At 35.2% G+C, this 26,542-nt stretch carries 32 protein-coding genes; 13 read left to right on the top strand and 19 right to left on the bottom strand.

Annotation, left to right across the window (positions count from 1 at the left end; genetic code table 11):
* The first annotated feature begins 252 nt into the window (after positions 1 to 252).
* On the top strand, positions 253 to 705 hold the full coding sequence (locus tag IE155_RS06285; RefSeq protein ID WP_189377389.1) for an Hsp20 family protein: 453 nt from the start codon (positions 253 to 255) through the stop codon (positions 703 to 705).
* Between the two features lie 66 nt (positions 706 to 771).
* Here IE155_RS06285 and IE155_RS06280 read toward each other — a convergent pair whose 3' ends face one another.
* Positions 772 to 1,554, bottom strand: coding sequence for an alpha/beta fold hydrolase (locus tag IE155_RS06280; protein ID WP_189377388.1), 783 nt, complete (start codon positions 1,552 to 1,554; stop codon positions 772 to 774).
* Positions 1,555 to 1,741: 187 nt separating this feature from the next.
* Between IE155_RS06280 and IE155_RS06275 the strand changes: the two genes are divergently transcribed.
* Complete coding sequence (locus IE155_RS06275; protein WP_189377387.1) at positions 1,742 to 2,530, top strand: SDR family oxidoreductase; 789 nt, start codon at positions 1,742 to 1,744, stop codon at positions 2,528 to 2,530.
* Positions 2,531 to 2,546: 16 nt separating this feature from the next.
* Here IE155_RS06275 and IE155_RS06270 read toward each other — a convergent pair whose 3' ends face one another.
* Positions 2,547 to 2,897 carry an MGMT family protein gene (locus IE155_RS06270; RefSeq protein ID WP_189377386.1) on the bottom strand — a complete coding sequence of 117 codons (351 nt, stop codon included), beginning with the start codon at positions 2,895 to 2,897 and terminating at the stop codon, positions 2,547 to 2,549.
* Between the two features lie 174 nt (positions 2,898 to 3,071).
* Here IE155_RS06270 and IE155_RS06265 point away from each other — a divergent pair, with 174 nt between their 5' ends.
* A complete protein-coding gene (locus IE155_RS06265; RefSeq protein ID WP_189377385.1) occupies positions 3,072 to 3,962 on the top strand; it encodes a dienelactone hydrolase family protein in 891 nt (296 codons plus the stop codon).
* An 82-nt stretch (positions 3,963 to 4,044) separates the two neighbouring features.
* On the opposite strand, the gene IE155_RS06260 is transcribed toward IE155_RS06265, so the two are convergent.
* Complete coding sequence (locus IE155_RS06260) at positions 4,045 to 4,707, bottom strand: SDR family oxidoreductase (RefSeq protein WP_189377384.1); 663 nt, start codon at positions 4,705 to 4,707, stop codon at positions 4,045 to 4,047.
* 131 nt (positions 4,708 to 4,838) lie between these two features.
* The gene (locus tag IE155_RS06255; protein ID WP_229817091.1) at positions 4,839 to 5,252 is read right to left on the bottom strand and encodes an HvfA family oxazolone/thioamide-modified RiPP metallophore; all 414 of its coding nucleotides are present in this window, start codon (positions 5,250 to 5,252) and stop codon (positions 4,839 to 4,841) included.
* A gap of 178 nt (positions 5,253 to 5,430) precedes the next feature.
* On the opposite strand from IE155_RS06255, the gene IE155_RS06250 reads away from it, so the two are divergent.
* The 4 genes from IE155_RS06250 (at position 5,431) to IE155_RS06235 (ending at position 8,049) form a co-directional block, all read left to right on the top strand.
* Complete coding sequence (locus tag IE155_RS06250) at positions 5,431 to 6,381, top strand: tRNA-dihydrouridine synthase (RefSeq protein ID WP_189377380.1); 951 nt, start codon at positions 5,431 to 5,433, stop codon at positions 6,379 to 6,381.
* Positions 6,382 to 6,556: 175 nt separating this feature from the next.
* Positions 6,557 to 7,531 carry a methylenetetrahydrofolate reductase gene (locus tag IE155_RS06245; RefSeq protein WP_189377379.1) on the top strand — a complete coding sequence of 325 codons (975 nt, stop codon included), beginning with the start codon at positions 6,557 to 6,559 and terminating at the stop codon, positions 7,529 to 7,531.
* A gap of 59 nt (positions 7,532 to 7,590) precedes the next feature.
* Positions 7,591 to 7,833 carry a hypothetical protein gene (locus IE155_RS06240; RefSeq protein WP_189377377.1) on the top strand — a complete coding sequence of 81 codons (243 nt, stop codon included), beginning with the start codon at positions 7,591 to 7,593 and terminating at the stop codon, positions 7,831 to 7,833.
* Positions 7,834 to 7,848: 15 nt separating this feature from the next.
* The gene (locus IE155_RS06235; protein ID WP_189377374.1) at positions 7,849 to 8,049 is read left to right on the top strand and encodes a hypothetical protein; all 201 of its coding nucleotides are present in this window, start codon (positions 7,849 to 7,851) and stop codon (positions 8,047 to 8,049) included.
* A gap of 109 nt (positions 8,050 to 8,158) precedes the next feature.
* Here the strand turns inward: IE155_RS06235 and IE155_RS06230 are convergent, their stop codons facing one another.
* From IE155_RS06230 to IE155_RS06210, 5 genes are all read right to left on the bottom strand, one after another.
* Positions 8,159 to 9,064, bottom strand: a complete 906-nt coding sequence (locus IE155_RS06230; RefSeq protein ID WP_189377373.1) for a hypothetical protein — start codon at positions 9,062 to 9,064, stop codon at positions 8,159 to 8,161.
* Complete coding sequence (locus tag IE155_RS06225) at positions 9,061 to 9,921, bottom strand: ABC transporter ATP-binding protein (protein WP_189377371.1); 861 nt, start codon at positions 9,919 to 9,921, stop codon at positions 9,061 to 9,063. Before IE155_RS06225 ends, IE155_RS06230 begins: the two co-directional genes overlap by 4 nt.
* Entirely contained in the window at positions 9,921 to 10,277 is a 357-nt protein-coding gene (locus IE155_RS06220; RefSeq protein WP_189377369.1) for a GntR family transcriptional regulator, read from the bottom strand. Before IE155_RS06220 ends, IE155_RS06225 begins: the two co-directional genes overlap by 1 nt.
* Positions 10,278 to 10,484: 207 nt before the next feature.
* Complete coding sequence (locus IE155_RS06215) at positions 10,485 to 11,507, bottom strand: MJ1255/VC2487 family glycosyltransferase (protein ID WP_189377367.1); 1,023 nt, start codon at positions 11,505 to 11,507, stop codon at positions 10,485 to 10,487.
* Positions 11,504 to 12,052: a phosphatase PAP2 family protein gene (locus tag IE155_RS06210; RefSeq protein WP_229817088.1), complete on the bottom strand. Its 549-nt coding sequence runs from the start codon at positions 12,050 to 12,052 to the stop codon at positions 11,504 to 11,506. The genes IE155_RS06215 and IE155_RS06210 overlap by 4 nt, the downstream gene beginning before the upstream one ends.
* Positions 12,053 to 12,239: 187 nt before the next feature.
* Here IE155_RS06210 and IE155_RS06205 point away from each other — a divergent pair, with 187 nt between their 5' ends.
* Positions 12,240 to 12,758: a putative 4-hydroxy-4-methyl-2-oxoglutarate aldolase gene (locus IE155_RS06205; protein WP_189377364.1), complete on the top strand. Its 519-nt coding sequence runs from the start codon at positions 12,240 to 12,242 to the stop codon at positions 12,756 to 12,758.
* A 3-nt stretch (positions 12,759 to 12,761) separates the two neighbouring features.
* Here IE155_RS06205 and IE155_RS06200 read toward each other — a convergent pair whose 3' ends face one another.
* The 6 genes from IE155_RS06200 to IE155_RS06175 all read right to left on the bottom strand — a co-directional run bounded on the left by IE155_RS06200 (position 12,762) and on the right by IE155_RS06175 (position 17,552).
* Entirely contained in the window at positions 12,762 to 13,106 is a 345-nt protein-coding gene (locus tag IE155_RS06200; RefSeq protein ID WP_189377362.1) for a hypothetical protein, read from the bottom strand.
* A 119-nt stretch (positions 13,107 to 13,225) separates the two neighbouring features.
* Entirely contained in the window at positions 13,226 to 13,651 is a 426-nt protein-coding gene (locus IE155_RS06195; RefSeq protein ID WP_189377360.1) for an acyl-CoA thioesterase, read from the bottom strand.
* A gap of 94 nt (positions 13,652 to 13,745) precedes the next feature.
* Complete coding sequence (locus IE155_RS06190) at positions 13,746 to 15,083, bottom strand: DUF3300 domain-containing protein (protein ID WP_189377358.1); 1,338 nt, start codon at positions 15,081 to 15,083, stop codon at positions 13,746 to 13,748.
* 153 nt (positions 15,084 to 15,236) lie between these two features.
* Positions 15,237 to 16,586: an ATP-binding protein gene (locus IE155_RS06185; protein ID WP_229817086.1), complete on the bottom strand. Its 1,350-nt coding sequence runs from the start codon at positions 16,584 to 16,586 to the stop codon at positions 15,237 to 15,239.
* A 1-nt stretch (position 16,587) separates the two neighbouring features.
* Positions 16,588 to 17,262 (bottom strand): response regulator transcription factor, encoded by a 675-nt coding sequence (locus tag IE155_RS06180; RefSeq protein ID WP_189377356.1) that lies wholly within the window; start codon positions 17,260 to 17,262, stop codon positions 16,588 to 16,590.
* A gap of 2 nt (positions 17,263 to 17,264) precedes the next feature.
* A complete protein-coding gene (locus IE155_RS06175; RefSeq protein WP_189377354.1) occupies positions 17,265 to 17,552 on the bottom strand; it encodes a PepSY domain-containing protein in 288 nt (95 codons plus the stop codon).
* 228 nt (positions 17,553 to 17,780) lie between these two features.
* On the opposite strand from IE155_RS06175, the gene IE155_RS06170 reads away from it, so the two are divergent.
* Positions 17,781 to 18,584 (top strand): choice-of-anchor H family protein, encoded by an 804-nt coding sequence (locus tag IE155_RS06170; RefSeq protein ID WP_189377352.1) that lies wholly within the window; start codon positions 17,781 to 17,783, stop codon positions 18,582 to 18,584.
* Between the two features lie 78 nt (positions 18,585 to 18,662).
* Here the strand turns inward: IE155_RS06170 and IE155_RS06165 are convergent, their stop codons facing one another.
* Positions 18,663 to 19,334, bottom strand: a complete 672-nt coding sequence (locus IE155_RS06165; protein ID WP_189377350.1) for a transporter substrate-binding domain-containing protein — start codon at positions 19,332 to 19,334, stop codon at positions 18,663 to 18,665.
* 175 nt (positions 19,335 to 19,509) lie between these two features.
* Between IE155_RS06165 and IE155_RS06160 the strand changes: the two genes are divergently transcribed.
* On the top strand, positions 19,510 to 19,941 hold the full coding sequence (locus tag IE155_RS06160) for a hypothetical protein (protein ID WP_189377348.1): 432 nt from the start codon (positions 19,510 to 19,512) through the stop codon (positions 19,939 to 19,941).
* Between the two features lie 36 nt (positions 19,942 to 19,977).
* Here the strand turns inward: IE155_RS06160 and IE155_RS06155 are convergent, their stop codons facing one another.
* From IE155_RS06155 to IE155_RS06145, 3 genes are all read right to left on the bottom strand, one after another.
* The gene (locus IE155_RS06155) at positions 19,978 to 20,868 is read right to left on the bottom strand and encodes an alpha/beta fold hydrolase (RefSeq protein WP_189377346.1); all 891 of its coding nucleotides are present in this window, start codon (positions 20,866 to 20,868) and stop codon (positions 19,978 to 19,980) included.
* Positions 20,869 to 20,956: 88 nt separating this feature from the next.
* A complete protein-coding gene (locus IE155_RS06150) occupies positions 20,957 to 21,598 on the bottom strand; it encodes a LiaF domain-containing protein (RefSeq protein WP_189377344.1) in 642 nt (213 codons plus the stop codon).
* A 195-nt stretch (positions 21,599 to 21,793) separates the two neighbouring features.
* Positions 21,794 to 21,952 (bottom strand): DUF2986 domain-containing protein, encoded by a 159-nt coding sequence (locus tag IE155_RS06145; RefSeq protein WP_189377342.1) that lies wholly within the window; start codon positions 21,950 to 21,952, stop codon positions 21,794 to 21,796.
* Positions 21,953 to 22,123: 171 nt separating this feature from the next.
* Between IE155_RS06145 and IE155_RS06140 the strand changes: the two genes are divergently transcribed.
* From IE155_RS06140 to IE155_RS06130, 3 genes are all read left to right on the top strand, one after another.
* Positions 22,124 to 23,464 carry a dipeptidase gene (locus IE155_RS06140; protein ID WP_189377340.1) on the top strand — a complete coding sequence of 447 codons (1,341 nt, stop codon included), beginning with the start codon at positions 22,124 to 22,126 and terminating at the stop codon, positions 23,462 to 23,464.
* A gap of 257 nt (positions 23,465 to 23,721) precedes the next feature.
* Positions 23,722 to 25,599: a GNAT family N-acetyltransferase gene (locus IE155_RS06135; protein WP_189377338.1), complete on the top strand. Its 1,878-nt coding sequence runs from the start codon at positions 23,722 to 23,724 to the stop codon at positions 25,597 to 25,599.
* Complete coding sequence (locus tag IE155_RS06130; RefSeq protein ID WP_189377336.1) at positions 25,596 to 26,519, top strand: histone deacetylase family protein; 924 nt, start codon at positions 25,596 to 25,598, stop codon at positions 26,517 to 26,519. Before IE155_RS06135 ends, IE155_RS06130 begins: the two co-directional genes overlap by 4 nt.
* The last annotated feature ends 23 nt before the right edge of the window (positions 26,520 to 26,542 follow it).

Raw genomic sequence — 26,542 nt, 5'->3', positions numbered from 1 at the left:
CTTTATTATTCAATAAGATAAAAAAAGAAATAAAATAAATTTAATTTTTCTCTTGAAATTTTATTGTTCAATCCCATCTTTAATTATGTAGTCGCCCTAGTGGGATTACATTAACCGCCTGTTCGTAATGAAAGGCACTAATTTTTATATTCAGTAAACCATAATCGTCGCAACTAATTGATGTTGGACACTAATTTAGGTTTAACGGATATAAATAACATTTTATATTGCTAAACAAATAGGATATGAATTATGCGTACAAATACAGATTTCAGCCCACTTTACCGTTCATTTATTGGTTTCGATCACTTAGCTAGTATGATGGATAAAGCCTCACGTGCTGACAAACAATCAACTTACCCTCCTTATAACATTGAATTACTAGCCGATGATCAATACCGTATCACCATGGCTTTAGCAGGGTTTGCTGAAAACGAATTAGAAATTGAATCTAAAGATAACAACCTGATTGTTACTGGCACTAAAGCCGCTAGCAAAGACACATCTGAACGAAAATTTTTACACCAAGGCATTGCAGAACGAAGCTTTGAACGTAAATTTCAGTTAGGTGACCATGTAAAAGTCATTGGTGCTTTTATGGAAAATGGCCTGCTTCATATTGATTTACAAAGAGAAATACCTGAAGCTTTAAAACCAAGAAAAATAGCAATTAACGGTAAAAGTTTATTAGAAAGAAAAAATTAACCTTCACAATATTTCTCTCCCTTATATGTTTTTTGCCCAACAGTAATGTTGGGCTTTTTTATGTTATCAATTCATTGATACAATATTTTCAGCGATTTTTGTTAATACCAATTCCGCTTTATCAATAGGCCCCATATGCCCTGCCTTTAGTTCGCATAGTGTTCCTTTAGGCAAAGCCTCTGCAATAGTTTTTGCGAGAAACTGGGTTAAATGTGGACTTTGTGTTCCGGAATAAATAACAGCGGAGCAAGTAATAACACTTAAATCATTAAGTTGATATTGTTCACAAGTAAGTCCTTTAAAATCTAAATTAACCTTTTGCATATCTGTAGCCATCATTTCCTGTACTTTAGACGGTAAGCTTAGATAGAAGCCATCATAATTCCAAAAATCTGTAAATACTTGCGCAGCGTTTTCATTTGAAAGGCCGGCTATTTTCTCTGAAAAGCTAAACGCCTCTTGTCTCTCAATTGACCCTTGAGCGAGAAGATGAAATGCAACAGGCTCATATAAAGACAAACTCAATAATTTCTGCGGTGCTTCAAAGGCTACCTTCAAAGCAATGGCACCACCACAAGAGTGCCCTACAAGGTGGTAATTCTCATCACCAATGCAAGTTTTAATAATATGTCGAATGCGTGTTACCTCGACATCAAAATTATAATTAGCTTCATCGGTTACCTTTTCTGCATTGCCGTAACCTAAAATATCAATATTAATACAAGTAAACTTATCTTTTATTATATTAATCAGTGGCACCCATTGCTTGGCGGTACTTAATGATGAATGCAAAAAAACAACAGCAGGTCCTGAACCTTTAACATATACGCCCGATGGTAAGGTTGCCATAAAATTCAACTACTCCGATAGTAAAACTAAGATTTTTAACATTTAAGACTAGCATTATGAAACACCTGTTTGAATTGTCAAAACTTATTATGAGCTCTTTAATTTTTTTATTTAAGCTTCTGACATTATGAGTTTAATTGTGTTAAAACTACCGCATGGTAGAAAGTAAATATAAGAAGCAATTAAAATGAATATTGATTTAACCAATAAATCTGCGCTCGTTTGTGGAAGCAGCCAAGGAATTGGTAAAGCCTGTGCAATAGAACTTGCACAATTAGGCGCAAATGTGACTCTTTTCTCCCGCAACAAAGCTTCACTTGAAAAAGTTTTAACTATTTTAGATACCTCAAAAAATCAGCAACATAAAATATTAATTGCAGACTTCAGTAAGCCTGAAGAAGTTAAATCAGCGATCAATGCTGAAGTAAGAAAAAGCGGTGGTTATGAAATATTAATAAACAATACCGGCGGTCCAGCCCCTGGCCTAGCGAACGTTGCTGATGCTGAAAACTTTATCGATGCATTTAACCTACACTTAGTTTCAAACCACCATTTAGTTCAAGCGCTTCTTCCATATATGAAACAGCAAGCCTATGGCCGAATCATTAATGTTATTTCAACCTCAGTAAAACAGCCCTTACCTGGGTTAGGTGTATCAAATACAATTCGTGGTGCTGTCGCAAGTTGGGCAAAAACACTTGCCAATGAATTAGGAGAGTTTGGTATAACCGTTAATAATGTACTTCCAGGCGCTACGGCTACCAGCCGACTCGATGCCATTATTGAAGGTAAAGCAAAGAAACAAAATATTTCTGTAGAACAAGCAACCAACAATGAAAAAGCCGTTATCCCTATGCGGCGCTTTGCAACACCAGAAGAGTTTGCTTATGCGGCCGCTTTTTTAGCATCACCTTCAGCTGGCTATATTACCGGTATTAATCTCCCAGTCGATGGTGGAAGAACCTCTTGCTTATAAACGCGTTAATTTAAGGCTAAAACTTTAATTGAAATAAGAGTTCAGCAAGGTCAGGCTGCCACTGAAATTCGGCTAGTTTGATTCTTGCTCCTATTACCACCACTTGCTCGTCTTGAAGTAAACTTTTTTGCCGTTCAAAAGCATCACTTCCAATTGGAAGCGATATTTTTCCTTGTGAATTAATGACTCGATACCAAGGAACCGCTTTATTATTCCAACCATTGTCAGGTACAAAGCCTAATGCTTTCCCAACTAATCTTGCTCGATTAGGCAAACCTGCTAAGTCAGCTATTTGCCCATAAGAAGCGACCTTTCCCTTTGGAATTAGTTGTACTGTTTGCCAGATTTGATGATAATTTGTATTCAATTAATCCACCCTATATTTTCAAGCTCAGCTTATACCAATTTAGAATTAAATGCTGCTCGGTATCTGTATACTTAATGTTAACAATAATATAACTAAAATCTCTATTTAAAAAATGCAAATAGACGCTAAACTGATAGTAACTTAGCATGATAATTTTTAATTAAAGGAAGCACTATGTCACAAAAATTAAAACAAGATATTCCGCAAGAAGCTTTTGATTGGTACGATGCTTATGCTCATGGTGGTATGGATCGCAGATCTTTTATGACAAAATTGGGCACACTAGTCGCCGTTGGGTATTCGATGAGTGTACTAACCGCCGCGCTATTACCCAATTATGCACTCGCAGAACAGGTATCATTTAATGATGATGACATAAAAGCCACCTATGAAGCATTCAATTCACCTCTAGGCCATGGTAAATGCCAAGGTTATTTAGTTACCCCACAAAATAAAGTAGGTCCTTTACCCGTTGTCTTAGTTATTCATGAAAATCGTGGATTAAACCCCTATGTGAAAGATGTAGCTAGACGTTTAGCTAAAGCCGGTTTTCTCGCATTTGCACCCGACGCCCTATTTCCACTTGGCGGTTACCCAGGCAATGATGACGAAGGCAGAGCGATGCAAAGAACATTAGAGCGACCAAAAATTGAACATGACTTTGTTGCGGCAGCTAAGTATCTAAAAAGTCATCCTAAAAGTAATGGTAAACTTGGCGCAGTAGGTTTTTGCTTTGGTGGTTATATGGTTAATTATTTGGCCGCAGTAGAGTCAGATTTGTTATTAGCAGGTGTTCCTTTTTATGGGACTCCGGCAGCACAAGATCTTAGAAAAAACATTAAGGCATCTCTTTTAATTCAATTAGGGGAGTTAGACGAGCGCGTTAACAAATCTTGGCCTAAATATGAAAAAGATTTAAAAAAATATAAAGTACCTTATGAAATGCATATGTATAAAAATGCGCATCATGGCTTTCATAATGACTCTACAGGACGTTTTGATAAAGAAAGTGCTGATTTAGCATGGCAACGCACATTAGACTTTTTTGCAAAGAAACTGACTTAATCGTTCGCCTGTTTAATCAATAGCAAAATTAAAAGCTCCTTGTATCTTATGATATTTAAAAGGAGCTTTAAATATCAAACGTTTACCAAGGTAAGACTTCACCATTAGAATGTCTAAATACACCGGTCTCGTTCGGAGAAAGTTGATTGATAAGGCCAACCAAGCGTTGTCCACAATCATCTGCACTTATATCACCGCTATGATTAACCATATCAGTTTGAACATAACCAGGATGAAAAATACCAACGGAAATTTTCATTGGAGCAAGATCATTGGCAAGTGACATAGCCGCCGCGTTTAAAGCCGCTTTAGACATACGATAGCCATACCTTCCGCCTGATGTATTATCCGTTATTGAGCCCATGCGTGAGGTAATCATCGCTATTTTACCTAACGGTGGAATTTGTTTATACAAAGCCTCAGCTATTAGTAAAGGTGCTAAGGCATTAACTTCAAATTGCTCTCTTATCGTAGATGAGTTGATAGTACCTAATTGTTCATCTCTTAATATTCCCGCATTACACACTAATACGTCTATATTAATGCCTTCTAGCGATTCAACCATTTTATTTAAACCTTGAGGTTGAGTTACATCTACATCAGTGATCACATTAACATTTAAGTCAGATAACGCCGCTGAATTTTTACGACAAAGTGCATGTACATTGTCCCCTTGTTGCTTAAATAATTTGGCAAGCGCAAGGCCTATTCCTCTATTAGCACCTGTAATGACAACGTTTTTCATAATTTACCTTTAATATCTAGAATTCTTCAATACTATGTTAGGGCAATACCATAAATATCAATTTTATAAACAAAAAAGCCATCTGTTTACAGATGGCTTCAATTAATTTCATACGTTAATTAGCGACTAGCTTAACCACCACACTTTTTAGTTTTTGCTTTCATTTTCCCTTCGCCGCATTTACCTTCGCCACATTTACCTTTGGCTTCTTTAGCTTTGCTTTTCATTTTAGCTTCACCACATTTGCCTTCGCCACACTTACCTTTGGCTTCTTTAGCTTTGCTTTTCATTTTCCCTTCGCCGCATTTGCCTTCGCCACACTTACCTTTGGCTTCTTTAGCTTTGCTTTTCATTTTAGCTTCGCCACATTTGCCTTCGCCACATTTACTCTTTGCTGTGTCTTCTTGACTGGCAACTGTCATAATACCTTGAGATTCAAATGGATTAGTCTCAGCTTGAGCAGAAGTACTTAACGTTGTAACTAATGCAAAAACGCTTAATAAAACAGCAAGTGAAGACTTTGTAACTTTAATCATATTCATCATGTTTTCCTTTTAAATTTTTAATATAATCACTAATGAAATTCATAGCTTCTTATATTGACCTTTCTGTAAAGAAATAAATTTCACCTGAAATTTATTAAGAGTTAGTACAAGTGTAATACATAATTCCATTCTATAGCGACTAATATGTTTAATACCCCTATTTGTATCGGTAAGCACAATGCCCAAAGTTAATAAACTTGTACTTGCGCCTATGGAAGGTGTGGCTGACGCAATAATGCGTGAAATGCTTACTTCAATTAATTGTTACGACTTTTGTATCACTGAATTTATTCGGGTCGTTGAAAAAGTAGTACCTACTCATATTTATCATAAAATTTGTCCTGAACTAAAAAATAATGGATTTACCCGCAATAATACGCCGATTAGAGTGCAGTTACTGGGACAACACCCGCAATGGATGGCAGAAAATGCGATTAAAGCCATATCATTGGGCTCTCATGGTATTGATATAAACTTTGGCTGCCCAGCTAAAGCGGTAAATAAAAGTAAAGGTGGGGCTATTTTATTAAAAACACCTGACGAGATTTATCAAATAGTGTTAGCCGTAAAACAAGCGGTTCCTTTGGGTACTAAAGTTTCAGCTAAAATTCGATTAGGGTTTGATGATAATAGTTTACTTGATGAAATTGTGAGTGCTGTAGTTTCTGCTTCAGCTGATCAATTAACAATACACGCACGTACAAAATCAGATGGCTATCGTCCGCCTGCATATTGGCACTTAATTGGAGAAATCAGTAAAAAATACCCAATAGAGCTATTCGCTAATGGAGAAATTTGGACAAAAGAGAATGCAGAGCAATGCATTCAAGAGTCTGGTACGCATAATTTAATGTTAGGCCGTGGGGCCTTAGCCATGCCAAACCTTGCAAATGTTATTAAACTCAATCATCAACCAATGACATGGCCTGATTTATGCGAATTAATTAAACACTTTGCTGTTTTAGAGCTTAGTGGAGACAAAAGCTACTATTTCTCAAGTCGTGTCAAACAATGGTTACGTTATCTCAAGCTAAGATTTATTGAAGCTGAGCAATTATTTAACCAAATAAAGCTCCTTAAAAATAAGGATGAAATAATAAGAGCCATCGAAAATATTCACCACGCATAATAAGTTTCTATCGTTGAATTTTTCTCGGTAACTATTAACAATCCTAGCTAATTAATCCCGTTTTTAATTACTAATTAATGATATATACGTCAATTTATTATAAAAAAGACGTACCATTTATTATTTTAAATGCTAGTATAGCCATCTAGACGTTCATAGCATACAGAAGACAACAGTGATTAACGATTCAGAACTTAGAGCTCGATATAACGACAATACCCGTGGCGTATACTTTATTGGCACCACCCCGCCTAAAAGTGATACACCACTAGAGCAAGTTGACACTATTGCCGATAAATTACTACAGCGTGTTAGTGATATCGACTTTGATGGTTTAATTGTTTATGACATTCAAGATGAAAATTCACGCACTAATAAACCTCGCCCATTTCCTTTTAAATCAACACATGATCCTCGTCATTACTCGGCATTACTTAATAAAAAATCTTCACGCCCTGTAATCACTTATAAAAGTGTCACACAATCTAACGCGGCTACCTTTAATCAATGGGCAGACGACGCGTGGGATCAATACGGAGTACGAGATATTGTATTAGTGGGCAGCCCGTCTAAAAATAATCAGGTTAGTTTACCTTTAGCGGAGGCGTATCACACCTTAGTTCATAACAAAAATGACTTCTTTATTGGCGGAGTAACCATCGCAGAGCGACATGCCAGCAAAGGTAATGAACATCAACGTTTAATAGAAAAGCACTTACAAGGTTGTAACTTTTTCATCTCTCAAGCTATTTACGACTCACAAGCGACAATTGATCTGTTAACTCGTTATGCTATTGAATGTAAACAGCAAGGGCTGAAACCCCAACGTATTATTTTAACTTTTTCACCATGTGGTAGTGTTAAAACCCTCGAATTTATTGAATGGCTTGGTGTAAGTGTGCCAGAAGCAACCAGTTTACGAATTTTAAATGCTGAAAAACCATTATTTGAGTCTATCCGTATTTGTCATAACAGCTTAAAACAAATACTTGATGCAGTATTGCCATATAACTTACCCCTAGGATTAAATATTGAAAGCTTAACAAACCGAAAAGAAGAAATAGATGGCTCTATTTTGCTTTATAAGCTTCTACGCTCAACAATGGATAACTATTTAGCAAAATTTGAACTCAATAACTTGATTAAATAATGCAATAAACTATATCCTAAACTAATTTCTAAAATAAAAAACAATAAAAGGAACGAACGATGACTGGTACCACTATGGTTGTACTCATTGTCTTTATTTCAGTTGGCTTTGGTGTAATGATTGATATGTACAAAAAGCATCTTGAATTTAAAGAACGTACCCTCAAGCATAATAGCAAAACTGACGAAAGTAATATTGCCCTGAAAAAACAAGTATCTTCTTTAGAAGATCGGATTAAAGTTTTAGAGGCTATTGTTACTGATGAAGGTTATAACGTACAAAAAGAAATCAACAAACTTTAAACTGGGGGTTTCCTTTTGAAACTCATCATGAAAACGGAGTTCGATGATCTTCGATTAAATGAAAACCATAGCTATGATTCTGATAGCAACGGTGATAAGCAAGTCATTAAAATATATTGTGATGGCATACTCATCGCTAAAAAAGTGACGCTTAAAAAATCAGTACGCTACTTTGGTGCGCCTAACTATCAACAATATCTTACTGATAAAACCTAAAACGAATAAAAACAATAGCAAGGCAATAAAAAACGGGCATGATAAATAATGCCCGTTCCTACTATTTAATGAGTTTAATAAGCTCAACTACTTCAAAAAACCCATGACTTTAAGCATGGCTTCGGTTAGCTCTTAACCAATAAGTGGCATATAGGAAAATAGCCGCTAAAAATAAACCAACAACACTTATTTTAGCCAATAATACATTTACACTAATGTTACTTACTTGAAAATCACCATTTGAATACTGTAATAATAGCTCATCAGAGATAGCAAAGTATTCTTTCAGTGATTTTGCTAAGTAAAAATCAGGTAAAAGGCTGTAATTAACTAATACAACTTCGATTATTAATAACGCTATAATAGGTAAAAAAGCCCATAAAAAAGGCGCTTTATTGGCAATAACAGAAGCTAACATTAACCACGCAAATAGAGGTAATAACCAAAGTGATCCTGGTATTAAGTTTAGCCATGCAAAAAAGATCGCTGAAATAATTTCAGCATTTAACCACGCCGCCCACAATGAAATATCAAAACCAATTGAGAGTACAATAGTCAACACTAAAGCGGCTAATAAAAATACAGCCAATGTTATGGTAGCTGCAAATAACAATATACCCGGAATAAATAACATCCCCGTTAATAATTTCACTATCACCGTTGTGCTATCAGCTACCGGTAAAGAACGCCAAAAATAAATAGAAGTGTCTTTTTTCTCATCATATAAACACGCTAAAAAGTAATACAACTGTATAATGATAGCGACTGCCGTAAAGGGCACAAATATACCCATCGTTAATTTATAGAAAGCGCTAGCCAACTGCGGCGAGTCTGTTGTCATAGACAAGTTTTTGAATAACTCTAACCATTGAGTGCCAGAAGTATCCTTTAATATAAACGACACCGTTGGTATAACAATCATTAATACTGACATGATTAACGGTAACCAAAACAAGTAATTTTTATATTCCCAGTATTCTTTTATAAAGCTGGTTTTCCATTGTAAAATATTCATGAATTTGTCTCCTTGGTCATAACACCTACAAATATATCCGCCAATGTTGGCGAATTTACTCGTCCTAATTCACTTAATTTCTCTATAGACACGCCATCAAATAACATCGTGGTTACGCCCATTATACTATTAGAATATAAAGGATTTAATTGCTGAGCTTGTTCAATATGCTCTGATGTAACTGCAAGCATTTTAAAACGCTGCTTAATTTCATCAGTACTTTCTGCCAAGACAATATGACCATTTTGAATAAATGCCACATCAGTTAATATGTGTTCTATTTCTTCAATCTGATGAGTTGTCACAATAATACAGCGATCTTCTTGATAAAAATCTTCCAGCAGATGTGTATAAAATTGACGTCGGGTTAATATATCGAGACCTAAGGTAGGTTCGTCTAACACTAAGACTTTGGCATCTACTGCTAAAATTAAGGCAAGATGGAGTTGAGTGACCATACCTTTTGATAATTCTTTAACTTTAGCGCTATGTTTTATATTTGTTTTCGCTAAGAATACTAATGCCTGCTCTCGATTAAAGTTAGGATGAACCCCTGCCATATAATCTATTGCTTGACTCACCTTTAACCATTTCGGTAATACCGCAACATCAGAGATATAACTCACCTTTTTTAGCATCTCTTCACGTTGTTTACGAGGATCAAGGCCTAAAACATCTATTTCGCCTTCGTAATCAGCTAAGCCAAGCAGTGCATGTAAACAAGTGGTTTTTCCCGCGCCATTAGGACCAACAAGGCCTAGTATTTGGCCTGCTGATACAGTTAAATTAACATCATTTACAACCTTTGTACGACCATAAAATTTATTTAAATTAGCAATTGAAATTAATGGTGACATTACTTTTCCTCCCCCATTAATAATTGTTCTGGTGATAACTTTAGTCGAGTGATCTGTACTAAAATTTGTGGCCATTTTTCTTTTAAAAATACTTCTCTTTCCTTTGTTAACACTACGTTTATTACCCCTTCCTTAACGAAAAGCCCTTTACCACGCTGTTTTTCGACAATATTTTCATCCTGCAACATCTGGTAAGCCTTTGAGATTGTTAAAGGATTAAGTTGATATTCAGATGCAACTTTCCTAACAGACGGTAATGCATCACCTTCTTTTATGTAGCCATCGAGTATTCGATCAATCACTTGTTGGTGAAGCTGAATATAAATAGGAATATCGTTATTCCAATGAGTTAACATATATATTTTCCTTTAACCAAGCCAAACCCAAACAGTGTTATACATCACCAGCACACCAAAACACAAACAATATTTATTAAGAAATCAATAAATACCCAACAATCAAGCGTATTGATTAAAGTTAATTCACTGAAATATATAAAAATTTGATTGATTAAAATAAATCTATGGAATAATAAAGTATGGTTAATTTTCGATTGCGCTAATTCAAACCCAAAGATGATTGGCTAACTCAGACACAGGGGATCTAGGAGTATCAACAAGCCAATTAACTATAGCCTTGGCCACATCTGGCATTTCTTTTTTCGTTACCTGATGTTGAGTTAATAACCATTGCTCTATAATTGACTCATCTAAATAAAGCATCACCTGGCCTAGCCCAAGAGAAGCCAATGCTAGGGCATTTGACTCTTGCTCCATTTGTCCTTTTATAGGTTTTGTCAAAATAGGTAAACCTAAATGCAAACATTCACTATTCAGTTCAAAGCCACTATTACAGATCACGCCACTTGATTGGCATAGGTCATTTTTAAAACCAACTAAAGATGCCCGTTTTTGGGTAACATTACCCTGTTGTTGCTCTGTTAACTCTGAAGAGTATTGAATAAAATTGTAAAGTGGAAAACGATTGAGTAAATCACACACTTCTTGCTGATTTTCAAACGGTAAGTAAACTAAAATCGCATTATGTGCATTATTTTTTGGTTGTTTAACCAAACTATTGTCGATAATTGGCGGTAAAACATGGGCATCGTATTTAGCCCAATGTAAACCAATTTTTTCTTGAGCAGGAGCAAAATATCGCATGATAGCTTTGGCAATAAAAGACTCTCCTGCCAATGGCGTATTTTTATCAAAAGCATACTGATGCCCGATAGCCAAGCTCGGTTTTTTAGCTCTTTTTGCAGCCCAGGCCGTAATTGGCTCAAAATCTGTAATTATCAGGTCATAAGCGTCGACGTTTAATGATTTTACATCTTTTATAAAATCTATAAGGCTATTATCCTTAAAGGTTTTTAAATGATTAATTTGACCATTTACCGTAGCAAATGTTAAGCCTTTTCGATGAATATATTCACCAAAAGCTTCCATCTCAAACAAGTTGTGTTGCTCTCTTCCTGAAAACAAATAAGTCACATCAATTTGAGACTGTGCTAAATATTTTGCCATTACGCGACCACGTGAAATATGGCCGTTACCAGTGGCTTGAATGCCGTAAAGTATTTTCAATTGTTTACTACCATAATTGCAATTAAAGTGCCTAAAAGTGCGCCTGCAATAGTGTCTGTTGGAAAATGCACACCAAGTACAACTCGCGAAAATGCCACCGTAATTGCCCATAAATATAAGGGCCAAGCAGCAATACCAATGGTTAACATCAGTAGCCCTGCAAGTAAAAATGCGGCCATTGTATGTCCTGAAGGAAAGCTAAATTGATCGGAAGCTTTAACAACACTAGTAAAATCTGGAACTATGTCGGGAGGTCGGCGGCGTTTTAATTTGTTTTTTAAAATAAAGTAAATTAAACGTTCTACTGTAAAAGCAATAACAGCAAGTTTGATAAAGACTAAACCATCAATAGGATTAACCAAAAAATATAGGCAGGGAACTAGGGCTTGCATATAGCCATCCCCTGTTTTGGATATTGCACGAATGAAAGTTAAAAACGTTGGGTAATAACGTGATTTACGACACCAAAGTAATAACTTTAAATCGTACTGATAAATACTTTCTAACATGGTCATACCCATTACGTTATCGGGTATAAATGACAAAAAGGTTACATTTCTAATACAGTTAGATGAAAAGTTCTCCCTCGTAATTAAATTAATAACGAGAAAAGCTTAGTTAAATTTTTTGTATATTAGTCAGAGTTATAATCACTATCATCAATAAATAAGTGACATTAATAGTTTTGCTGAGCAATATAAACATTAATCTATAGAAAGATAAGGATTATTAATGGCTAACGTTTTCGCCTATCCAGCGCTTGATCTACTTCCCGACTTATGTGATTTATACCCAGATGATACAAAGGTCCTTGCCCAACAGTTTAATGATTATGGACAAATTAAAATTTTCCATGGTCAAGTAGTGACTATTAAATGTTTTGAAGATAATTCATTGGTAAAATCAATCTTAGCTCAAGATGGCAAAGGAAAAGTACTAGTGGTTGATGGGGGCGCATTAACAAGAAAAGCATTGCTTGGTGATTTAATCGCAGAGAGTGCGATAAAAAATAACTGGCAAGGCGTTGTCATTAACGGCTTTATTAGAGATGTTGCTACTATAAATTCATTAAATATTGGTGTAAAAGCCTTAGGAACAACGCCAATTAAAACTGAAAAACGTGGCTTAGGTGACCTTAATACACCTGTAAACATTGCTGGCGTTAATATACGTCCTAACGATTGGTTATATGCAGATGAAAATGGCGTACTTATAGCCAAGTATGAGTTAGTGCTACCTAATAATAATTAAATTTTATCTATATCTTGGTTTCGGCTCTGTTTTTAATACAATAGCTATAGCCGTAAATACATTAAATAAAAGACCTAAAAAGAACCAGAGTACTGAATTTCTGTCTGTTGTTTTTGCCCACCAAGCACAAAAAAAAGCAAATAGTACTAAAACCAGAATATTATCCTGAGCCGTTCGCGATAAATTCCTAAGTGCTGAGCTGTTATCTAAAACGCTTTGTTCTATAAAATATAGTCGGTTTTGAAGATGTTTAATTTGGGTTTCTAATTCAGCAGTAGTCGGCTTAATTTCGTCGCTTGCAAATGTACTACAGCTAAATATAATTAATAATATCCTTATAAATTTCATAAATTGATTCTTCCATAAATTCTCAGTCATTATAGAAAGTATAATAACCGTTATATAACTACAAACAAAATCCTAAAGTTTAACTATATCAAATACAATATTGGTTAAAAACATCTTAATCATCGATTTGAAACAGACACATTTAATGTTTCAATTTCTTTTGCTGTGGCTTGAGCTAATTGCTCTAAGTTTTTTCCATGGGCAACGGGTTTTCTAGTCTCTGGATTGATCTGAACAAAAACAATATCATCAGCAAAGCAGATGGTCTTTTTCGTTGCTTTATTCCGAACTAAGCAACTAATCGTTATAGATGAACTTCCCACTTTTTTAGTTTCTAAACCAAACTCAATGACATCGCCTTTTAATGCAGGGGCTTCAAAGGTAATTTCACCAATATGTTTAGTGACTAAATAATTCGTTTCCAACTGACAAATAGCGTAAATAGCAGCTTCTTCATCTATCCATTGTAGCACTCGACCACCAAATAAAGAGTCACCATAATTCAAATCACTAGGTAGTACTAATCGACGAGTTAAAAAGCGCATGTTGATCCTTGAGCATTATAAAGTTAAACATATGATTAATATTTAAATTATAGCCCAAAAATCAACAATTGTAGATCCTTAAATCAAATGCCCTTTAATGTTCTTTTACCCTAGAGCGGTTTTTATTCTGACTGCTATGGCTAACTCTTTGACGCTGAACTTGAGCCTTAGGTTGACTATACGTTTTACGTTCTTTAACTTCATATTTTTTCGGTGTCACCATTTTTTGAGTATTACTTTTTGTTGTGTATGTTTTTTGACTTGTAACGGTTGTGTTACTTTTCGCTTTATAGTCCTGTATACCATTATTGGTTTTTAAGCGCACAGGTTGATGTTTAACAACTTGTGTCTGAGTTTTCACTCTTTGAATTGATGGACGCTCTTGTAACTTTTCCTTAAAAACTTTATGACGAGGTTCCTCAACCCGATTACGTTTAACAACAGTTGTATTACTATTTTTACGCTCATGTTTACTTACACTTTTATGAGTAACTTTTCGCTCATTATTAATTGATTTTACTGTAGTCACCCTAGTAGACGTACTTACTTTTCTCGTTGCTGGAACCACAGGTCTACTGCTTGAATACTTACGTTTTAAATGTGTAGTTCTATAAGCTACACCTTTTCTATGACTAGGCTTATGATACCAACGTTTTGCAGGGCTACTGGTTGACACTCTTTTTCTAGAATGAGGGTTACGTGCATAACGATGATCTACTACAATGTAACGGTCATGCCAATGAAATCGACTGAAGGAAAAACCAAAACCAATACTAATACCTGTGTTCCAATAAAATGGCCCTCTGTTGTAACCATAGTATCTTGGGGTATTCCAGTAAATAGGTGGATAATGTGACCACCCCCAGCGACCATAAACAACTCTAGTATCATAATATGGCACATAAATAACTTCTGGTTCTGCCGGTTCAATAATAATAGTAGTCTTTTCTTTTACAATTTGAACATTGTCCATTGTCGCCAAGCTTCCCGCCTCTTCTGCTTGTTGGCGCAACACTTGTATAGTTTCAAGCACGTTAGCTTCGTCTTGAAGAAAAGCATCCCCTAAGTTTTGCATCCATGTTAAATCTTCATTGAGCTTGGATATAACTGAAGGAAAAGCTAATAAGGCTTTAACACTTGCCTCCCATGGTAGCGCTTCACTTTCAGATTCGAGTGCTTCTTTAGATAAAGTACCTTGCTTTGTTAACCAACGCTCAGCCTCGACTACCTCAAGTGGATATGTTGATGCAATTAATATGTGAGTAAGTAAAGAATCAGGATAAAGTGCAATAGGCGCAAGCATTTGTGCTAACTCAGCATCTGAAAATTGCATTTCTTGATCTTCACTTGAATACGAACTCATACTTGTCATAAGTAGCATAATCGAGATCAGTAATTTTTTCATATTGATTTTCTGTAGGAAAGTATTCATACATTCACCTTGTTAACTCAATTTATTTGAAGTTAACGCTAGCTTACGTGATGAAAACTGAATTAAAGCTGAACAGGAAATAAAACAATTTAAATAAATGATCAATCTATGGATAAAATACTAAATAACTTACTTGGTGGGCACTAGAACGGCTTAAGAAGAAAATATTAAAGTGAATTTAGCTCCCCCTAATGTATCGCTATTACTAATTTCAAGCTTACCGTTATAGCTTTGTACTAAATCTCTCACGATAGCTAAACCAACCCCATGACCTTGCTCATAAGTGTCAGCTCGTACTCCACGATCAAAGATAGTTTTTTTCTGTTGTTCATCGATACCCACACCATCATCTTCAATCGTCATCGTTAAACAATTATCATGTTTAACAATTGTTAACTTAATAGTATGTTTGGCGGCTTTAAATGCATTATCTAATAAATTACCTAGTAGCTCTAACAAATCAGCTTCATCACCTTTAAACACCAGTGCTTTATCTATAGTAATAATTAAATTAATCGCTTTATCTCTATATATTTTTTCTAAACTGTTTATCAGTTTATTAACCGTTGATGCGACATTAATACCAAGCAACCAAGACGTATGCCCTGCACTTTGAGCTCGTTTTAATTGATGTTCAATAGTAAAATTTATCCTATCAATCTGTTCTTGATTCTGCTCCGTTATATTGGGATCAGCTTGTAGCACAGCAAGTGGTGTTTTTAGGCTATGGGCTAAGTCGGATAAAGCATTACGATAACGTTTTCGTTGTTGTAACTCTGTCGCCAATAAACTGTTTAGCTGAGTGGTTACCTTCGCCAACTCTTGCGGATAATTTGCCGTAAGTTGAGCTACTTTACCTTGCTCTATGGCTTTAATTTCTTTTTCTAATACAAGTAACGGTTTCAGTGTCCACTTTAACCAAATAAACTGAATAATTAAAATCAAGCTAATTAATAATGACAAACCAATTAATAACTGCTGCTTAAACTCTGTCATTAGTTGTAAAAATTCATTTTTCTCTTTAATGATATGTAGAGAGAAAGGGAATGATTCATCTTCATCACCAAAACTTACCGCATAACTATAAATAAAATGAGGCTGTTGACTAATATTAATTGTAGTGAAAGAGCTAGAGCCTACTTGCAGCATAGAATTAAAATCAGGTAGTTCAATAGTTAACAAAGATTGAGAGTGCCATAAATCATTAGAAATAGGCGTTTGTAGTGTGTTTATTACTGCATACAAACCAGATTGGCTGACATTAAATTGGTTTTCAGCTAACACCTCCGGCATTATTAATTTCGACTCTTCAACTTCAGCAACAGCTAAAATTGAATAGATATAAGCGCTCAATTCATTTTCTATGCTATTATTCATATGCTGTTCATACGCATTGGTGATAATCATGCCTATACTAGGCAATACAATGATCACCATAACAATTAAGCTTAAAAATAAACGCGCTTTTAAAGAACGAGAAAATAAGTTAAATACGCGCTTCAAACTAATCAAACCTAATAAGGCGATAACCCTGGCCACGTAATGTTTCAATAAAGTTTAATGATTTATCAGCATCTAACTTCTTACGTAAACGTCTAATAAAAACTTCAATCACATTAGAGTCAAGATCAAAATCTTGATCATAAATATGTTCAGTCAATGTTGTTTTTGAGATAACTTCCCCTATATGCAACATCATATATTTAAAGATTTTAAACTCATGTGAACTTAAACTAATTGTTTGCTGATCAACCGATACTTCTGCAGTAGCAGTATTTAGTGAGAATGGGCCATTATTAATCACAGTACTTGCTTTTCCAGCACTGCGTCTAATTAAAGCATTTAAACGAGCGCTTAATTCTTCAACATGAAAAGGTTTTGTTAAATAATCATCAGCGCCAGCGTCTAAACCTTCAACTTTATCTTGCCAACGATCCCTAGCAGTTAAAATTAAAATGGGATATTCACGATCCTGTGATCTTAATTTTTTAATCACAGTACTCCCATCAATTTTAGGCAAACCTAAATCTATAATAGCAGCATCATAATCATGCTCAAGCCCTTGATATAAGGCTATTTCACCGTCATCAGCTACGTCTACGGAATAATTTTCATTGGTAAGTTGCTTAAAAAGTTGCTGCTGTAAAACAAGATCATCTTCGACGAGTAACAAACGCATGGTTAATCCTTGTTTATTTTACCTGTAGTCGCATTAACTTTTTTTGATACGACATGACCATTTGGTTTTAGTATTTTTACTTTATAATCAGATTTTTGCTTATTAACTTTAAGCACTTTGCCACCGTATTGTTTTTTTACAAGACTGGCTGCCTGCTGTGAACTTTTTACCGTTTTATTACTTTTATCGTCCGACTGATAATTAATAGTAGTAAGCCCAAGATTATCTGCCATAGCAACCTGTAAGCCACCTATAAACACTAAACTGATAAATCCTATAATCGACTTCATTTTAACCACCTAACTAATTTGAGCCACACATATGAACACTGATATCAGTGTAAAAGATCACACCTATTAAAGAAACTAAGATCTTATTAAATACTAACATTTAATTGTGAATTTAAGCTGAACACACGAATCACTCTTTATCCACAACCTTTGAGATAAAAGTGTTCAGCTTTAGTTCAGTTTTATTAGGTTTTAATAGCACCAAGTTATTCATATAAGGATTTAGCCATGACAACATTTACGCGTGCATTAACAATTTTTTCAACGGTTACCACATTAATAATCAGTAGCGCTACTTTAGCTAATGAAAAACCATTAAGCTTTTCTTTAGAGCAAACCAAAGATAAACAATCTAAAGAAGAAATACTCAGCCTTATAAAAAATAAAGTGGAGAATTTACATAGCGACAAGAATTTAGAAAAAACGCAATATTTACCCCGCGAGCAGCATCAAAAACAAAAATTAAATACCAACGTGTTAGTAAATAAACAAAAATTAACCACTAAAAATGCAAGTTCGCCAAGGCTATCTAATAGTGCTTATTATAGTTTTTCAATTTATCAAGGGTATGCGCAGCTAATAGAAGACTTTGACGAGGACGGGTATTATCAAACTTTTAGTGTAACTTTTGACGCAGACGTATTGACGACAAGTAACGACTATGAATTTGATGTTTATGCTGAGCTATACTTAAGCAAAAATGGTGGACCTTGGATTCATTACTATACGACAGACTATTTTACGCTATTCGGTGAAAGCGAAGACGATATATATGAAGTTTATACTACGCTCGACCAAGGCTACCCTACTGACGAATATGACATACTGATCGACCTTTATGAAGTAGGTTATAATGATATTGTGGCGAGTTACAGTAGTGATGATACCAATGACTTATATGCTTTGCCGCTAGAGAGTACTGATTATGATCCTGAATATATTGTGGTACATGAGCATGGTGGTACAAGTTCAGTCGGAGTAATCATGTTACTTCTTGGATTGTTATTTATTCGAGGTTATAAAGTAAATTAGCTCCAAGACGACCTAATGTGTATCAAGGGAAAAGCACCGATTCTTCATATTAAATCAGTGCTTTTCAACACATTAAGCCTAGTCAGACTGTACTTCAGACTTAATTTGGCTCATGCCCTTATTAAAAGTTTCTATAAAAGACCTAGCAATGGGAGTGTCATGGCACAAAAAAGCTTCATTATGGACAATAAAAGCGTCGCTACGGATAAAAGTTAAGCCTTTTTTATTTAGCGCTGCATCAATATCAGGTGACCAAGCCACAAAGGCATCAATTCGCTGAGATAATAACTTTTCAATATTTTGATCGATATGGCCAACAAGTTTCACATCAAGGTTTAGTGAATCAAATTCAGGTCCGTAAAGCATACCCGTTCTAGCTCCTACTTTTTTTCCTACTAAAGCATTCAAAGACTCAAATTGACCGCTAATAGAATATATACGTGCTTTTGCAATATTTAATGGAACAGAATTGATCGTATTTTTATTAGGGTGAAAAGCTTTATCAAATGGTAAAATGCAATCAACCACTTTTTGCTCAAACATTTTATCTACCCTTGCAGGTGGGGCTACGGTATAAAACCATTTTTCTTGTTGAAGCTGTCTAACTTGCTCAATAACTAAGTCATATTCTCCTTGTTTATCTGCTTGAAGAATAGCAGGAATGTCATAAGCCATTAACTTAATTTGCTCACTTGAATAGCAAAAAAAACTTATCATCCCTATTAACAAAGTAAAAAAACCGCCTTTCATCTACACTCCATTTTTTCACGGGGTATTCTAAGTAAAACACTGAGAATTAAAATAAATGAACTATCGACTTTTCTATAATTATTATTCATTTATACTTTATGTTAACTATACAAATTAAAGTATAGAAGTAAAACAAATAAATGATCCACAACAATATAATAAATAAGGATTAAAAATGAATAACTCTAGTGTAATTCCTAAATGGTATAAAATAATCGCTATTATTGCAGTTATCTGGAATATTTTAGGCCTGCTTGCATTTGTAGGCCATATAATGATGACACCAGACATGTTGGCAACCTTGCCCCTTGCTGAGCAAGAACTTTATAAAAATATGCCTTTATGGGCAACGTTAGCTTTCGCTACTGCTGTATTGACAGGGTTATTAGGTAGTATTGGGTTATTACTCAAAAAAGCATTTTGTTTGCCCTTGCTAATAACCTCATTAATCGCCGTTATAATTCAAGACATACATTCTTTCTTGGTAATTGATACTATTTCTGTTTATGGCGCTCAGGCCATTATTATGCCGATATTCGTTATTATTATTGCTATTTTTCTTATATTTTTGGCTAAGAAAGCTAAAAATAATCATTGGTTTGAGTAGTAGGAAATCCTAAGTAAAGTAATATAGTCAGGAGATTTAACTATGTTGTTCATTTAGCCAATGAACAACATGAGGGAAATGATCTTCAATATTAGATGGATGCGTTAATATATCAATATGGTCATAATCTAATGCATTGCCACTTTGTTTAGATAATAAACTTAATTTCGCAGTCGTATTGTTGCTTTCATCGATAAACGCTTGCACATCTTTTACATTGCCGAGCACTTTATCGCGAATACCTGTTATATGCCAGGTAGGCGGCCATTGTATTTCTTTAGCCGCTTCTTGGTAATTAAAACCATCGTTGCGATCAAGCCATGCGTTAGGTTTGACCCAATCTATACTATCTTGTAGAAATAACGACGTTTCACTCTCTGCGCCAAATTTTAATTTTTTAGCGTCTATATAGCCTTTACGTTTTGCAATTTTAGGAGCAATTCGATTCCATAACCAATCAACTTTCAGTGTTTTTTCAATACCTGATGTTAGTACGCTTCGCTTAGTACCAAAACAAATATTACTGGCAATATACGTTAACTTTTCAGGGTAACGAACTAACGTACTAGCAAATAAAACACCGCCCCACGAATGACAAATAACATGCATTTTTTTAGGATTACGTTTAGCAACTTCTTCGATAAATAATGGAATGTCTTGAGTAATGGCTTCAAATTGCCCATGTTCTGAGTCTTGATGAATATGTGGTGTACTCTTGCCCTTACCTCTAAAGTCAGCTACGTAAACATCAAAACCTTGCTCTGCTAAATAACAGGCTAACCCTTTACCCGATTCGGTATAAAAAATCTTTCCATTTTCAATTGTGCCATGAAGCATAAGTACAGGTACGCCATCAGGTTTATTCCAAATATGGCGTAAATGTAATTGATGATGTCCATCTTTTATAAAAAGTGATCGTTGATTCATGGTAAGTCCTTATTGGTCAGACCAGAAGACATTACTCATAATCGTACTAAAAATCAATAAACTTTAATGAACAGAGTCTTTCGCAATGCTAATTGAACATATTTTTCATGTTATCAGCAAAGGCCACAAATTTTTCTTTAATAGTGCGTTTCACCTTAATATCTACACCACCAAACATCACAAAACCTTCAATGATAATTGTAGGTGAATGCCTATCAGCAATACAAGGAGCACTATTATCAACTCCCCCAAAAACACAAAATGCTTTTGAGACTATATTAACGTTTTCAGGTACATAAATATCAACACCACCAAACAAGCATAAAACACGCATTCTCACTTCAGGTTGGCTAAATTGTGCATCGGTAAAATCAACTTTAGACCCACCAAAAACAGTTAATGATCTAATTTCTTTGGCAACAGTCCAGCGCCCTTGTCTGTTACTACCTGCAAAAATATTAATCATGAGATCATTTTCTTCTGGGGGCTTAGTAGTATATTGCGTAGAAAAGTCTCTTTTCTTACTTTCTACGTAGGCAGGATCAACTTTTAGATCTAAATCTTCAGCTAACGCAAAAATTTCAACATTACTCTTGCTTGCCATTGCCACGTCTAATCGACGCTCAAACGCCTCATATGATAATTTTCCGTGACTATAATTCATGATCAGTTGGTCAATAACTTCTTCACGTAAACTTTCAATGGGTCTATCTTCTATCGTAACAGACATCTCGAATCCTTTTTAATTTATCATTCTTATAAATTCATTAATTAACTAGACTAAAGCAAAAATCAAACCGATATTAAATAAGCTTATTTTTCATAAGGTTAATATAAATTAAAATTATAAAATAGTATAAAAAACAATTTTTTCTGTGAAAAATAAAAGTTATTAGTCTTTTTCACCACTCAAAAATTATGATGCTTAGCTTTCTAAAGAGTTGCTGCCCTCAGCACTTTCAATGGCTAACCGAGCTCTTTCTGCTTTACTTACATATTTAGGCTTATTGGACTTTTGTAATTTAGCATTCGCTTTTTTTGCACGCTTTTTAAGCGTTTCATTAATTTTTTTCTTACGATTCATGTGTCATAATTCTTAAAGAGTCATACCTATATTTTAGCAAATAATTAACTAAGCAGCTTGTATTTAATCGGAACGCTTCAACAGTGTTTATTGTTATTTCATCGTAAAAGTAGGTAATTATTTTCTAAACACTCTATGCTGTTTATCTAACAATAATAATGAGAATGAACAATGAAATTTAAATTATCAATTATCGCGTTAAGTTTAGCTTTTGTTCTAGGCTGTGATAATACCAATATTCAAACCCCAAAAACACAAACCGTTTCAGAAACAGAATCAACAGCACAATTAATTGAACGTGCCAAAGCTATACACAAACGTGTGATTGTACTTGATACACATAATGACTTTAGTAATGCTAATTTTGTTGAAGATAAAAACTACACAATGCGCTTAAAAAGCCAGGTCAACCTCCCTAAAATGGTTGAAGGCGGTTTAGACGTTTCATGGCTAATTGTTTACACAGGCCAAGGCGAATTAACCGAAGAAGGTTATGCCAACGCTTATGCAAATGCCATGAAAAAGTTTGATTCTATTCATCGTTTAACACAAGAGATAGCCCCTGACCAAATTGAATTAGCGCTAACCTCAGACGATGTTAGACGCATCCTAAAAAGTGGTAAAAAGGTGGCCATGATAGGTGTTGAAAATGGTTATCCTTTAGGAACAGATGTTAGCCGAGTTAAAGAATTTTATGACTTAGGCGCGCGTTATATGTCGCTTGCTCATAATGGTCACAGCCAATTAAGTGATTCAAATACAGGGGATAAAGACCAAAAATGGTTACATAACGGCTTAAGTGATTTAGGGCGTGAAGTATTACAAGAAATGAACAAGTGGGGAATTATGGTTGATATTTCTCATCCTTCTAAAGTGGCAAATATGGAAATGATGAAACTTTCTAAAGCGCCTGTAATTGCTTCACATTCATCAAGTCGAGTAATGAATGATCATAGTCGTAACTTGGATGATGAAGAGTTATTAATGCTTAAGAAAAATGGCGGTGTTGTACAAACAGTGGCCTTTCAAAGTTATTTAAATACTGATAAGCACAACATATTCCAAGAAAAAGCGAAAAGTATATATCAACAAACTGCCGATGAACTTGGCCTAGCACTCTTTAACAGAAAGGCATATTCTGCTCTTGATGAAACTGGCAAAGAAAAAATGATCAACGATTGGGGACTGATTAAAGAAAAATCACAACCTTTAATTAACACCCTTAGTGAAACAGTTCAACCGGTTGATGTAGCTGACCTAGTCGATCATATTGATTATATGGTTAAGCTAATAGGTATCGAACATGTAGGTATTAGCTCTGATTTTGATGGAGGTGGCGGTGTTTTCGGTTGGAATGACGCCTCGGAAACCCAAAACGTTACAATAGAGTTAGTAAAACGTGGTTACTCCGAAAGCGATATTGAAAAACTTTGGGGTGGAAATTTACTCAGAGTATTAGATGATGTTCAGCGTATCGCCCAAGAAATTCAAAACGCTAATTCAAACTTATAATTTACTTCAATAGATAAATAATAATGACATTCCGGAGTTATTCTATTTTATTACTATTTATTCATAGACTATTCGACTAAGGTGTAATTAAAAAGATTTACTAGTTAACGTAAGATGCACCTACAAATAAAGTGTAATTTTCTATGATTGACACTATGCTTTTACAGTAGAAATATTCAACTACTTGATTCTAATCAATAGTTGGATATTTTAATACGTTCAAAATAGCGTTAAATATAATTATGGAATACTTATTTATGTCACTTCAAAGTCATAGCAAAAAAACACGTTGGCAAGATTATCTCAAATCTGGTAATCGTATCTTTATTGGCTCCAATGCGGCAGTTCCTAATGCACTTATTGATGACTTAATTACTAACAGCGCACAACTGCACGACATTGAAGCGGTACATATATTAACGCTATCTGAAAATAAATGGGCTAAACCGGAACACCAAGACCTATTCAAAGTGAATGCTTTCTTTATCGGTGGTAATAATGTTCGAGAAGCAGTCGCTGAAGGCCGTGCTGATTATACTCCCTGCTTTATTTCTGAGATACCTACCCTATTTAAAGAAAATATATTGCCATTAGACGCAGCACTTATCATGGTGAGTCCACCTGACGAGTATGGCTACTGTTCTCTAGGAGTAAGTGTAGATATTATTTCATCGGCTGTAAAAGCAGCTAAATATGTAATCGCACAAGTCAATCATAAAATGCCTCGCACTAATGGCCACAGTTTCGTACATATTAATCAAATTCATGCCTGGATTGAAGTAGATCAACAATTGCCTGAACTTCCCGCACCTGTAATGGATAGAGTATCTGAACAAATAGGCCAGTATACTTCTATGCTTATCGAAAATGGTGCAACTATACAAATAGGCATAGGTAAAATCCCTTCTGCTGTTTTACATTATCTTGCCAACCATAAAGACTTAGGTGTTCATAGTGAAATGATCACCGACGGTATTCTTGATTTAATGCTTTCAGGAGTAATAAACAATCGCCGAAAAACGTTTCACAAAGGCAAAACCGTTGTTAGTTTTTGCTTAGGTACACAAAGACTGTATGACTTTGTTGATGGTAATCCTCATGTTGAATTTTACCCGTCTGAACATATCAATTCTCCGGTCAATGTTGCTAAAAATGACAATATGGTGTCGATCAATAGCGCAATTGAAGTCGACTTAACCGGACAAGTTGTTTCAGATTCAATTGGATATCAATTTTATTCTGGCATTGGAGGACAAGTTGACTTTATTCGCGGTGCTTGGCTCAGTAAGGGAGGAAAACCTATTATCGCGCTACCTTCAACGACTAAAGATGGAAAAATATCTCGAATTGTTGCTCATATAACTGAAGGTGGTGGCGTTGTTACCTCTCGAGGTCATGTCGGCTATATTGTCACTGAATATGGTATTGCTTCACTTATCGGCAAGAGTATTCGTGAGCGAGCACTGGAACTCATTCGTATTGCTCACCCCAAATTTAGAAAACAACTATTAGAAGATGTACGCAAACATTATTGGGTACCAACATATCAAGACAATAGTCCAACGTCAGTACCAGAACTAGGTGCTATCGAATTAAAAAAATTCACGTTTGATAAGCTAGAATACACGTTAAGGCCATTAAGTCCGGCTGATGAACGTAAATTACAGGAATTTTTCTATTCTCATAACAAAGAAACCTTGATCATGCGTTATAACCACTACGCTAGACAAATGACAAGGGAAAGTTCATGCAAGCTTGTTAGCGTTGATCAACATAAAGACTTAGCGCTTTGTTTTACGCAACGTAATGCATTAGGTGAAGAAATACATGCCGTTGGACGTTATTACTATATCGAAAGTAATAATTGCGCTGAAGTCGCCTTTGTTATTCGTGAAACTAAACGCGGTAAAGGCATGGCAAAGGCTTTATTAAATGAAATGATAAGAATAGCCAAAATACGAAAACTCAATAAATTAATAGCATGTGTAAGACGAGATAATGCCCCTATGCTAAAAGTGTTTGAAAGTGCTGGCTTTATTCGCACTTACTCAGAAGAATTAGACGAAATAAACTTAGCCGTTGATCTTAGCGATGCGCAAGAAACCAAAACTAGTGAAAAGAAGGAAAACACATGACGGTCGGTGTAATAAGTCATCATAAATGTAGTCAACATGAAATGGGGGATTATCACCCAGAAAGTCCTAAACGTATGGCTGCAATTCAAGACCAATTGATCAGAAGTGGTCTTGAATATGTGGTCAGGCAAATTGATGCTACACCAATAGATAAAGAATTAATTTATTTAGCCCATTGCCCGAAATATATTGATTATATATTTAACAATGCGCCCAATGAAGGCACCTTCCGTTTAGACGATGATACAGCGATGAATAGCGCTTCGTTACCTGCGGCACTATTATCAGCAGGTGCGGCTATAAATGCTGTAGATATGGTGATGGATAAAACCTTAAGTGCAGCATTTTGTGCTACTCGTCCCCCAGGACATCATGCCGAATATGATAAAGGTATGGGATTTTGCTTTTTCAATAATATTGCTATTGCCGCCGCATACGCCAAAAAGAAATATAATTTAGAGCGCGTTGCCATTGTAGACTTTGACGTACATCACGGTAATGGCACTGAAAACATTATTAAAGATAAAGAAGGCTACTTATTTTGCTCAAGTTATCAATATCCTTTTTATCCTTTTGAAATGCAAGAAAGTGATACTCCTCCCATTATAAATACACCACTTGCGGCAACAAGCAAAGGGCCGGATTTTAGAAAAGCAATTACCGAGCATTGGCTACCCGCGCTTAATAAATTTAAACCACAAATAATTTTCATTTCAGCAGGCTTTGATGCTCACCTAGAAGATGAAATGTCGAGTATTAGCTTAACAGAAGCTGATTATCGTTGGATCACCGACGAGCTAAAAATAATAGCCGATACTTACGCTGAAGGCAGAATAGTATCTATGTTAGAAGGTGGTTATGCTTTAAGTGCCTTAGGCAGAAGCGTGGTAGAACACATTAAAGGCTTGATTGGAAATTAAGCTCTCACCTATCCTGTATACCT

Origin of the sequence: Thalassotalea profundi (assembly GCF_014653195.1) — a bacterium.
GTDB classification, from domain to species: Bacteria; Pseudomonadota; Gammaproteobacteria; order Enterobacterales; family Alteromonadaceae; genus Thalassotalea_B; species Thalassotalea_B profundi.
Note: the sequence above shows the minus strand (reverse complement) of the source record. Positions and strands in the feature narration are given on the sequence as shown.

Bases quoted from the DNA above. Each gene is read 5' to 3' on its own strand.
- IE155_RS06285 (WP_189377389.1), top strand. From the start codon at position 253: ATGCGTACAAATACAGATTTCAGCCCACTTTACCGTTCATTTATTGGT.
- IE155_RS06280 (WP_189377388.1), bottom strand. From the start codon at position 1,554: ATGGCAACCTTACCATCGGGCGTATATGTTAAAGGTTCAGGACCTGCT.
- IE155_RS06275 (WP_189377387.1), top strand. From the start codon at position 1,742: ATGAATATTGATTTAACCAATAAATCTGCGCTCGTTTGTGGAAGCAGC.
- IE155_RS06265 (WP_189377385.1), top strand. From the start codon at position 3,072: ATGTCACAAAAATTAAAACAAGATATTCCGCAAGAAGCTTTTGATTGG.
- IE155_RS06260 (WP_189377384.1), bottom strand. From the start codon at position 4,707: ATGAAAAACGTTGTCATTACAGGTGCTAATAGAGGAATAGGCCTTGCG.
- IE155_RS06255 (WP_229817091.1), bottom strand. From the start codon at position 5,252: ATGATGAATATGATTAAAGTTACAAAGTCTTCACTTGCTGTTTTATTA.
- IE155_RS06250 (WP_189377380.1), top strand. From the start codon at position 5,431: ATGCCCAAAGTTAATAAACTTGTACTTGCGCCTATGGAAGGTGTGGCT.
- IE155_RS06240 (WP_189377377.1), top strand. From the start codon at position 7,591: ATGACTGGTACCACTATGGTTGTACTCATTGTCTTTATTTCAGTTGGC.
- IE155_RS06230 (WP_189377373.1), bottom strand. From the start codon at position 9,064: ATGAATATTTTACAATGGAAAACCAGCTTTATAAAAGAATACTGGGAA.
- IE155_RS06225 (WP_189377371.1), bottom strand. From the start codon at position 9,921: ATGTCACCATTAATTTCAATTGCTAATTTAAATAAATTTTATGGTCGT.
- IE155_RS06220 (WP_189377369.1), bottom strand. From the start codon at position 10,277: ATGTTAACTCATTGGAATAACGATATTCCTATTTATATTCAGCTTCAC.
- IE155_RS06205 (WP_189377364.1), top strand. From the start codon at position 12,240: ATGGCTAACGTTTTCGCCTATCCAGCGCTTGATCTACTTCCCGACTTA.
- IE155_RS06200 (WP_189377362.1), bottom strand. From the start codon at position 13,106: ATGAAATTTATAAGGATATTATTAATTATATTTAGCTGTAGTACATTT.
- IE155_RS06195 (WP_189377360.1), bottom strand. From the start codon at position 13,651: ATGCGCTTTTTAACTCGTCGATTAGTACTACCTAGTGATTTGAATTAT.
- IE155_RS06190 (WP_189377358.1), bottom strand. From the start codon at position 15,083: ATGAATACTTTCCTACAGAAAATCAATATGAAAAAATTACTGATCTCG.
- IE155_RS06180 (WP_189377356.1), bottom strand. From the start codon at position 17,262: ATGCGTTTGTTACTCGTCGAAGATGATCTTGTTTTACAGCAGCAACTT.
- IE155_RS06175 (WP_189377354.1), bottom strand. From the start codon at position 17,552: ATGAAGTCGATTATAGGATTTATCAGTTTAGTGTTTATAGGTGGCTTA.
- IE155_RS06170 (WP_189377352.1), top strand. From the start codon at position 17,781: ATGACAACATTTACGCGTGCATTAACAATTTTTTCAACGGTTACCACA.
- IE155_RS06165 (WP_189377350.1), bottom strand. From the start codon at position 19,334: ATGAAAGGCGGTTTTTTTACTTTGTTAATAGGGATGATAAGTTTTTTT.
- IE155_RS06160 (WP_189377348.1), top strand. From the start codon at position 19,510: ATGAATAACTCTAGTGTAATTCCTAAATGGTATAAAATAATCGCTATT.
- IE155_RS06155 (WP_189377346.1), bottom strand. From the start codon at position 20,868: ATGAATCAACGATCACTTTTTATAAAAGATGGACATCATCAATTACAT.
- IE155_RS06150 (WP_189377344.1), bottom strand. From the start codon at position 21,598: ATGTCTGTTACGATAGAAGATAGACCCATTGAAAGTTTACGTGAAGAA.
- IE155_RS06145 (WP_189377342.1), bottom strand. From the start codon at position 21,952: ATGAATCGTAAGAAAAAAATTAATGAAACGCTTAAAAAGCGTGCAAAA.
- IE155_RS06140 (WP_189377340.1), top strand. From the start codon at position 22,124: ATGAAATTTAAATTATCAATTATCGCGTTAAGTTTAGCTTTTGTTCTA.
- IE155_RS06135 (WP_189377338.1), top strand. From the start codon at position 23,722: ATGTCACTTCAAAGTCATAGCAAAAAAACACGTTGGCAAGATTATCTC.
- IE155_RS06130 (WP_189377336.1), top strand. From the start codon at position 25,596: ATGACGGTCGGTGTAATAAGTCATCATAAATGTAGTCAACATGAAATG.